Below are 8,838 nucleotides of genomic sequence, written 5' to 3'. Positions count from 1 at the left end.
ATTACGAATTTTTGATAGATCTTCTAGCACTTGACGCGGATCTTCCACATCTTGCAATAATGGACGTTTTTTATCACGTTGAGTACGTTGGAATTGTTTTTCCACTTGTGGTTTCTAAATAGATCACAATGCCACGCGCAGAAAGTGATTGCGGTTTTCTTTGACATCACCGCACCGCCGCCTGTGGAAAGCACAATGCCTTGTTTTTGTGTTAATTCATTAATAATACGTTCTTCGCGTTTGCGGAAGCCTTCTTCACCTTCAACATCAAAAATCCAGCTAATGTCAGCGCCAGCACGTTGTTCAATTTCCGCATCTGTATCAATAAAATCCATTCCTAACATTTGCGCTAATTGACGACCAATAGTGCTTTTCCCTGCTCCCATTGGGCCTACTAAGAAATATTACGTTTCTCTGCCATTTTTCGTTGTTCTTCTTTAATAAATTTAAAATAATTGATCTTTCCGACAAATAAAAGACAACCACAAAATCAAATATGGTTGCTAAAAGATCACCCAAAAATAATGGGGATTATCTCAATAAATGCCCACCTTTTTCAACCGTCAAAGCAGATTTATTTACCAGATTTGTGCGAAATCTTGCTAGAAGATGACGAAGTGCGGTGATTTTTTGGCGGATTTTTCACCGCACTTTGTTTTTCTGCCTGTTGCCCTTTTTTGATCAAATGCGGTGTGACGAAAATCACCAATTCCCGTTTTTGATGGCGCTCTACTTCCTTACTAAACAAACGTTTAATCACTGGAATATCACCTAGCACAGGCACTTTATCTAAGGCTTTGGTAATGGTATCGTGGAAGATGCCACCTAGCACAATGGTTTCTCCATCTTGTGCAAAAACTTGCGTGTTAATTTCTTGCTTATCAATAGCAATGACTTCGTTTTCGCCATAAGCCACACGTCCACCAGGGGCATTTTGGCTCACCACCAAATCCAACAAAATGCCGTTATTTTTGGATAAATGTGGCGTTACTTCTAGCCCCAGCACCGCTTCGCGAAACTCAATGCTCTGGCTGTCATTTTTATTATTATTCACCACATAAGGAATTTCCGTCCCTTGCTTAATGCTCGCACTTTTCTTATTAGTGGTAAGCAAACTTGGGCTAGCGATAATTTCTACGCTATTTTCTCGCTCCAAGGCGGTTAATTCTAAATCAAGCAATCTTCCATTGATTTTGGCAATCTGCAATGCCACCGATCCTGCGGGGGTGTTAGTAGTAGCGAAATTGACGTTGAGATTATCAGTAATATTGGCAAAACCGTTCGCATTTAGGCTACCCATTACTTTATGGCTTGCATCTGTTGGCGTAAAAATTCCCCAACGCACGCCAAGTTCTTTCAAACTTTCATCACTAATGGTGACAATGCGCGCTTCAATGGCGATCTGTTCAATGGGCTTATCCATTTCCGTAACCAAGCGTTTCATTTGGTTTAATACGGCTTTTTCATCTTTAATAATCAATAGGTTACTGCGATCATCAAAACTCATACTGCCATTTGCTGAAAGCAACGAGCCACTGCCCGAAGTGAGCGTTTTCATCACTTCAGAAGCTTTGGCATAGTGCAATTTTATTGTCATTGTTGATAATCTGGGAACTGTTGGCTCAGGCAATGTATCTACAAATTCAATAGGAAAGTTATTGGCTACTTCTGGCAAAGAATTTTGCGAGGCTTTACTGAGATAATAAATACCGTTTTCCTGCCAGAATTGGAGCTGTTTTATTTTGGCAACCACTTGCAAAAATTGCGCGAGGGTTGTTTGTTGCAGTTGTAACGAAATTGAACCTTGCAATTCGTCATCGATCACTAAATTAACCTTCTGTTGTGCTGCGAGCTGTTGCACGGTCTGTACCAAAGGGGCTTGCTGTAAGCGAATTGAAAAGGTTTCGCTTGGTTTTTCGCTTGCGCTGGCAAATAATGAAAAACTCAGAAAAAACGCACCGCACTTTAATAATCGCATTTTTTTTCTCCTAAAAGGTTAAATAAACAAATTGTGATTGCATACAGTCAAAAAGTGTAATTTGCTGTGGTGAAATATCCTTAATCTGCAATCTTTCTTGTGCAACCACATCTTCCTTTTGAATAAGCATAACCTGTTGATTCTTATCAGTAAAAATTGCTTTGTTGTTTTCTGGAAACTGAATGATTCCAACTAACTTGAGCTGTTGAAAAGAAGCCTCTTCAGCCAAGATTTTTTTATGTGTAGGGCAATTTGTAGAACTTGGCTGAGCAACGATTGCCGCCTGTGCTGTGCGCTGTGTTTTATCAAAAGGATCTTGTGCAGAAACAAAGGGGCTGAGTAGTATGAGAAAAAGAAACGCTTTTTTCATTGTTTATCCTTGGGTAAAGAAAGTTTAAACCGAACTTCTGTGATTAGTGAGAGTTGTGAAAGCGGGCTTTCGCGTGTTTTGTAAATATGCAGTTGTAATACATTGAGTTGCGGTGTGCGCTTTAAAAGTGCGGTCAAAAATTGATGTAAATTATTGAAATTGCCGACTAATTGCATTGTTAAATAAGGTGCTTGGTAAAAATCCCATTGGCTATTTTTTACTTGTAGTTGAAAATCCTGTGGACGCAAAACTTGATTTATTTGGGCAATATCGCTTGTGAGTTCAGGTGTAAACGTATTTTGTGTATTTTGTTGTAGTGAGCTTAAAATTTGTTTTTGATGTGCCAAATCTTGTTCTAATTGCAGAATTTGGCGATCTGTTTGGCTATTTTGTTGTTGAATTTGCTGATATTCCATAATCCAAAAAGACACAGGCAAAAAGGTAAAAATCAGTAATAGAGCGTATTGCTTGGTAGCTGAAAGCTGGGCGAGCTTGCCGAGTAAATTATGCGGATTATTAAAAATTTGCTTCATCATCTTGTTCATTTTTTAATTGAAATTCAAAAGTCAGCTGTGAACCTGTGGGCTGAAATTGCGTGAGTTGTGAATGGCTAAATAGCGCTAATTGCGTGATGCGTTGCTGTAATTGCTCAAATTCTTGTTGATCTTCTGTAAAACCATTGAGCAATAATTTTTCTTGCGTAAGCGCCACGTCATTTAATTCTCCCTGTTGCAAAGGAAGCGCAGCAAGCCAGTCTAAAAATTGAATAACCTCTTGCGATGGCAAACTTTGTTGTTCTTGCTGATAAACATAGTGTTGTCTTAAGGCACTAATCTGCTCAATAGTTTGGTTTAAATTTTGCGAAAATGTTTCATATTGCGCATTCTTTTGTGGTGCGATGGCTTGTTCTGCTTGTAAAACGTTGAACATCGTAAGGTGGCAAGCAAAGCTTATAGCGAAACAAATTCCTGCTCGCATTAATAATTTTTTCATATTTTTATGATGTGCCGCCAATCGCCACGGTAGCAAATTAATCGCCATTTGTTTCTCCTTTCTGCTGCCAGAAAGATTGTTGCCATAAGGCATTTCCTAAGGCTATAAAGGGGAAATCTGTTTCGACTTTCTGCCAGTGTTCATGCAAGGCGTTTGGTAAATCATTGCAATAGTAATAAATTTGCTCAGGTTGCAAGGAATAACGCTGGCAGAACATTTCAGCAAGTGCGGTGAGATTTTTGTCAGTTTGTTGCATAAATTGAACCGCTGAGGCGTTGGGCTGAACGGCAAAGGTGTGTTGCTTATCTTGGTAAAGAAAAAGCACCTGTTTTTCCGTGCTAACCCCTGTGAGATATTGAAAGGCTCGGATTATCGCGTGGATACAGCAATCCAACACTTGAATAGGAAAAGGGCGTAAGCGTTGAGATAATCCAAAGCTGTTGTTTTTTATGGCAAAAATACTCATCTTAAAGCCCTGTTTAAGTGGTTCTGATTGATAATCAAACCAGATTTCTTCAAGGGGAAGGGGTAATTCTTGCGATAATAAAAATCGACATTGTTGCTCACATTCTGTGGCAGTTAAAATTTGTGGCAATAGGAGATTTTTGATCCAAGTGTATTGTGGTGAAATTGCGGTGATAAATTTTATTGTTTTCAAGGAATTATTGCCTGATTGTGGTATAAGCTGCGCGGCAAGTTGTGGCAAGGAAATTGGTGAAGATAGGGTACTGGCGTGTGGTTGATTTTTTTCATCAAACCAAACACATTCATAATTTTCACCTTGTTTCCACACACCAACTTGTTTTTGTGTGGTGAAATTATTCGTTTTCTTCATTCTTCCTACTCAAATATTCATTTTAAATGCACTTTTAGCTTTGGATTTCCTTGACTAAACTTTATACTTACGTTTTAAGGAAGTAGTTAAGCTAAAATCTTGGGTTTTAGTTTTTCTGATTTTTTTCAATTTTGCACGAATGAAGAGAGAATTTTACGATGCGGATCGCAAAATTAATTTTAAGTAGCTTGCTGACAATGATCATTTTAGGTTGTGTTGTCGTAGGAATTATTTATGTTCAACTAAAATCAGGCTTGCCAAGTGTAGATTCCCTAAAAACTGTGGAATTACAGCAGCCGATGCAGATTTATACCGCTGACGGCAAACTCATTGGTGAAGTGGGCGAACAGCGCCGTATTCCCGTGAAACTTAATGACGTACCAAAAAAATTAATTGAGGCGGTGCTTGCCACAGAAGATAGTCGTTTTTATGAACATCACGGTTTAGATCCTGTGGGCATTGCTCGTGCGGTGAGTGTTGCGATTACTAAAGGCGGTGCATCACAAGGGGCGAGTACCATTACTCAACAGCTCGCGCGTAACTTCTTCTTAACGCCAGAAAAAAATATTGTGCGTAAAGCGAAAGAAGCCATTTTGGCGATTGAAATTGAAAACACCCTAAGCAAAGATGAAATTTTAGAACTATATTTGAACAAGATTTACCTTGGCTATCGCGCTTATGGTGTGGCGGCGGCTGCGAAAACCTATTTCGGGAAATCGCTCGATCAGCTCACCTTATCAGAAATGGCGGTGATCGCAGGCTTGCCAAAAGCACCTTCCACAATGAATCCGCTCTATTCTCTTAAACGTGCAACGGCACGCCGTAATGTGGTGCTAGGGCGAATGTTAGAAATGCAATACATCAGCAAAGCGGAGTATGATGAAGCTATCAATGAGCCTATCGTAGCGCGTTATCACGGTGCGCAATTAGATTTTAAAGCAGATTATGTTACTGAAATGGTACGCCAAGAAATGGTGAAACGCTTTGGTGAAGAAATGGCTTATAGCAGTGGCTATAAAGTCTATACCACCGTGCTTTCTCAAGATCAAGCTGAAGCACAGAAAGCCGTGCGTGATAATTTGCTAGCCTATGATAGACGACACGGCTATCGTGGTGCGAACACTTTATGGAAAAAAGATGAGAACCCTTGGGATGAAGATAAAATCATTGATGCACTGAAAAAGCTACCCAATTCCGATCCCTTAGTACCCGTTGCTGTACTAGAAAACAGCAAAGCAGGAACAAAAGTATTATTCGATGATGGCACTCACCTTACCCTTTCAACAAAAGCAATGCAATGGGCGGGTAAAAAGCAACCCAAAGCTGGCGAACAAATTTGGTTGCGCAAAGCAAGTAATGGGGAGTGGCAACTATCTCAAATCCCTGAAGTGAATTCAGCCTTGGTATCATTAAACAGTGATAACGGTGCAATTGAAGCGTTAGTAGGTGGATTTAGCTTTGAACAAAGTAAATTTAACCGTGCTACCCAATCTCTCGTACAAGTAGGCTCATCAATTAAGCCATTTATCTATGCTGCAGCCATTGAAAAAGGCCTTACCTTATCCAGTGTATTACAAGACTCCCCTATCGTAATAAAAAAACCTGGTCAAAAGGTATGGACTCCGAAAAATTCGCCAAATCGCTATGATGGCCCAATGCGTCTGCGTGTGGGCTTAGGACAATCAAAAAATATGATTGCCATCCGTGCTATTCAAATGGCTGGCATTGATTTTACTGCCGATTTTTTACAACGTTTTGGCTTCCAACGAGATCAATATTTCGCCAGCGAAGCGCTCGCTTTAGGCGCTGCGTCATTTACCCCTCTTGAAATGGCGCGTGCTTATGCGGTGTTTGATAACGGTGGTTTCTTGGTAAATCCTTACCTTATTGAAAAAATCCTTGATAATAGCGGCAAAGAGCTGTTTGTTGCGAATCCACAAATTGCTTGTGTTACCTGTGATAACATTCCTGTAATTTATGGGGAAACTGAAAAATTAGACGGGTTTAAAAATCTTGATTTAGAGCAGCCTGATAATTTAGTTTCTACGGACAGCAGCACCAATGGTGAAGAGCTAGATCAAGATGAGCAACCTAATGACATTCCAGAACTTGATCGCCAAAATAAAAATTAGATGAAAACGCAATTGATTTTATGGCGCAAGATAAAAAAGCCAACGACCAAGTGCAGTATGCACCTCGCGTAGTTAGTGGTGAATTAGCTTTCTTAATTCGTAGTGCATTGAATACCGCAATTTATGGTGAACAAGGTCTAGGCTGGAAAGGAACAAGTTGGCGAATGGCAAATCAAATTAAGCGTTCGGATATTGGTGGAAAAACAGGGACAACCAATAATTCAAAAGTGGCTTGGTATGCCGGTTTCGGGGCAAATATTACCACCGCCGTTTATGTTGGCTTTGATGACAACAAACGCAATTTAGGTAAAGGTGAAGCGGGCGCACAAACTGCAATGCCAGCTTGGATTGATTATATGAAAACGAGCTTAAGAGATGTGCCAGAGCGTAATCTTCCACTGCCACAAAATATTATCGAAAAGCGTATTGATACGGGTTCAGGGTTGCTTTCTAACAGTGGTGGACGTAAAGAATACTTCATCAAAGGCACAGAGCCTAAACGCGCCTATGTTAAAGAGCGTGGTTATTATGTCCCACCTGAATTGCTAGAGCGTCTAAATGGTGGAGTGAAATCCTCTGAACAACAAGAATTATTCTAGTACAACACTACCGATAGGATAAAAAACAAAGTGCGGTTGTTTTTTCAAGAATTTTTCTAATCTGAAAAGAAAAGACCTAGCGAAATAGCTAGGTCTTTTTTATGCGGAAGATAAATTAAAGAATATCCAACAATTCCACTTCAAACACTAATGTGCTAAATGGTGGGATTGATGCACCTGCACCGCGTTCGCCGTAGGCGAGGTTGTGAGGGATGGTGAGTTTCCATTTTGAGCCAACTGGCATCATTGAAAGAGCTTCAACCCAACCTGGGATTACGCCACTTACTGGGAATTCCGCTGGCTGACCGCGTTGCACGGAGCTGTCGAATACCGTGCCGTCTGGCAATGTTCCTGTGTAGTGAACGCGTACTTGATCTTGTTTGCTTGGAATTTTGCCGTTACCTTCCACTAATACTTCATATTGCAAGCCTGAATCGGTAACTTTTACGCCGTCTTTTTTTGCGTTCTCGGCTAAATAGGCTTTGCCTGCTTCCTCAATCTGCTTAAATTGAGCTTTAGCGGCTTCGGCAGCCTCTTGTTGAAGTTGTTGTAATGCTTGGCTGACTTCGTTGAAATCAATCGCAGGTGGGTTTTGATTTAATGCGTCAAAAATCCCTTTCGCAACCGCTTCTGCTTTAACGGCTAATTTGCTATCAACTAATTGCTGACCGATTTGTAAACCGATTCCGTAACTGCCTTTGGCTGAAACATCATCTAAAGACACTTGATTAAAAAATTGTTCTGACATTGTTTTTTCCTTTTATTGAATAAATAAATTTTATCGCGACGATGTTGGAGTTAAGCCATTAGTGCTTTTTATAGCCCAACACTTCGCCCATATGCACAGGCACATCAACGGCTAACTGTTCCGCGAGGGTGATTTTATCCGCTTGGAATAAGTTAATCACCGTTGAGCCAAGTTGAAACGCGCCCATTTCTTGCCCTTTGGCTAATTTCACCGCGTTATCGCCCTCGTACGTCCACACTTTTACTTCATTGGCTCGTGGTGGATTAATCACCCCCGCCCATTGTGTACTAATGCTCGCTGTGATGGTTGCCCCCACTAAAATTTGTACCATTTGCCCAAATTCGGTATCAAACACACAAATCACACGTTCATTACGGGCAAATAAATTGGGGATATGCTCCGCTAAGAATGGGTTCACGGAAAAAAGTACGCCCGGTACATAAATCATTTTGCGTAATGTGCCATCGCAAGGCATATGTACACGATGATAATCTCTCGGTGAAAGGTATATTGTGGCGAATTCACCATTTTTAAAGGCCTCAACCAATTCTTTATCATTAGCCAGCAGATCGGCAAGGCTAAAATCCTGTCCTTTGGCTTGTAATAAACGATCTTCATCAATATGCCCGAGCTGGCTCACGCGGCCATCTGCGGGTAAACAAAGTGCTGTAGGATTTTCATCAATTTTTCTCGCCCCTTCCGCTAAAGGACGGATAAAAAATTCATTAAAGGTCGCATAATCATTAAAATTTGGTTTCAGCGCTTCTTGCATATTAACTTGGTATTTTTTCGCGAATAATTTAATCACTAAATGGGTTAGCGCTCCCCAACGTTGCTTTGCAAACCAACCAGCAAGCTGGGTTAAATAAAGTTGCGGCATTACATATTGAAAAGCCACTTTTACACGTTGCCAATACGTTAAAGGCATTTGCGTTTTTAATGTCATAAGGTTTTCCTTTGTTAAAATGGAAGGGCGATTATATCAACTTATCCTACTTGTGCAACGATATGCGGATTTTGCCTTGATTTATCGCAGGAATGGGGGTAGTGTTCACAAATCTTAAATTTTATTATATTTTCTCGATTGACGCTCCATCGGGTTCCCTTCAGTCTTGCCCGAATGGAAGTTAAATTTTTAGGCGAAAAAAATTGTAATTTTGTGTAGCGAAGCGAAACAAAATCT

8 protein-coding genes and 2 pseudogenes are annotated in these 8,838 nt (G+C 40.4%); 1 reads left to right on the top strand and 9 read right to left on the bottom strand.

The genetic code is table 11. The features are described from left to right. From aroK to C3Z13_RS05745, 6 genes and pseudogenes are all read right to left on the bottom strand, one after another. Positions 1-421: pseudogene (gene aroK, locus C3Z13_RS05770) on the bottom strand (shikimate kinase AroK); the annotation flags it as partial. Positions 422-574: 153 nt separating this feature from the next. Beyond that, positions 575-1,978: a type IV pilus secretin PilQ gene (locus C3Z13_RS05765; protein WP_103855306.1), complete on the bottom strand. Its 1,404-nt coding sequence runs from the start codon at positions 1,976-1,978 to the stop codon at positions 575-577. 10 nt (positions 1,979-1,988) lie between these two features. Further along, positions 1,989-2,348, bottom strand: a complete 360-nt coding sequence (locus C3Z13_RS05760; RefSeq protein WP_103855305.1) for a pilus assembly protein PilP — start codon at positions 2,346-2,348, stop codon at positions 1,989-1,991. Continuing rightward, positions 2,345-2,884, bottom strand: a complete 540-nt coding sequence (locus C3Z13_RS05755; protein ID WP_146256876.1) for a hypothetical protein — start codon at positions 2,882-2,884, stop codon at positions 2,345-2,347. Before C3Z13_RS05755 ends, C3Z13_RS05760 begins: the two co-directional genes overlap by 4 nt. Further along, positions 2,865-3,389 (bottom strand): hypothetical protein, encoded by a 525-nt coding sequence (locus tag C3Z13_RS05750; protein WP_103855303.1) that lies wholly within the window; start codon positions 3,387-3,389, stop codon positions 2,865-2,867. Before C3Z13_RS05750 ends, C3Z13_RS05755 begins: the two co-directional genes overlap by 20 nt. Continuing rightward, on the bottom strand, positions 3,379-4,176 hold the full coding sequence (locus tag C3Z13_RS05745) for a type IV pilus biogenesis protein PilM (RefSeq protein ID WP_103855302.1): 798 nt from the start codon (positions 4,174-4,176) through the stop codon (positions 3,379-3,381). Before C3Z13_RS05745 ends, C3Z13_RS05750 begins: the two co-directional genes overlap by 11 nt. Before the next feature lie 158 nt (positions 4,177-4,334). Between C3Z13_RS05745 and C3Z13_RS05740 the strand changes: the two are divergent. Next, positions 4,335-6,907: pseudogene (locus tag C3Z13_RS05740) on the top strand (penicillin-binding protein 1A). 115 nt (positions 6,908-7,022) lie between these two features. Here C3Z13_RS05740 and bamJ read toward each other — a convergent pair. The 3 genes from bamJ to C3Z13_RS11890 all read right to left on the bottom strand — a co-directional run. Further along, entirely contained in the window at positions 7,023-7,655 is a 633-nt protein-coding gene (bamJ, locus tag C3Z13_RS05735) for a BamJ family beta-barrel-assembly machinery protein (protein WP_103855301.1), read from the bottom strand. A gap of 58 nt (positions 7,656-7,713) precedes the next feature. After that, positions 7,714-8,601, bottom strand: a complete 888-nt coding sequence (gene asd, locus C3Z13_RS05730) for an archaetidylserine decarboxylase (protein ID WP_181022020.1) — start codon at positions 8,599-8,601, stop codon at positions 7,714-7,716. A 41-nt stretch (positions 8,602-8,642) separates the two neighbouring features. Beyond that, positions 8,643-8,838 (bottom strand): hypothetical protein (locus C3Z13_RS11890; RefSeq protein ID WP_219827890.1); only part of this gene is annotated, 196 nt, incomplete at its 5' end.

Origin of the sequence: Avibacterium endocarditidis, from assembly GCF_002921145.1 — a bacterium.
Taxonomy (GTDB): domain Bacteria; phylum Pseudomonadota; class Gammaproteobacteria; order Enterobacterales; family Pasteurellaceae; genus Avibacterium; species Avibacterium endocarditidis.
The sequence above is the reverse complement of the archived record's forward strand: the minus strand, read 5'-3'. Positions and strand labels throughout refer to the sequence as shown.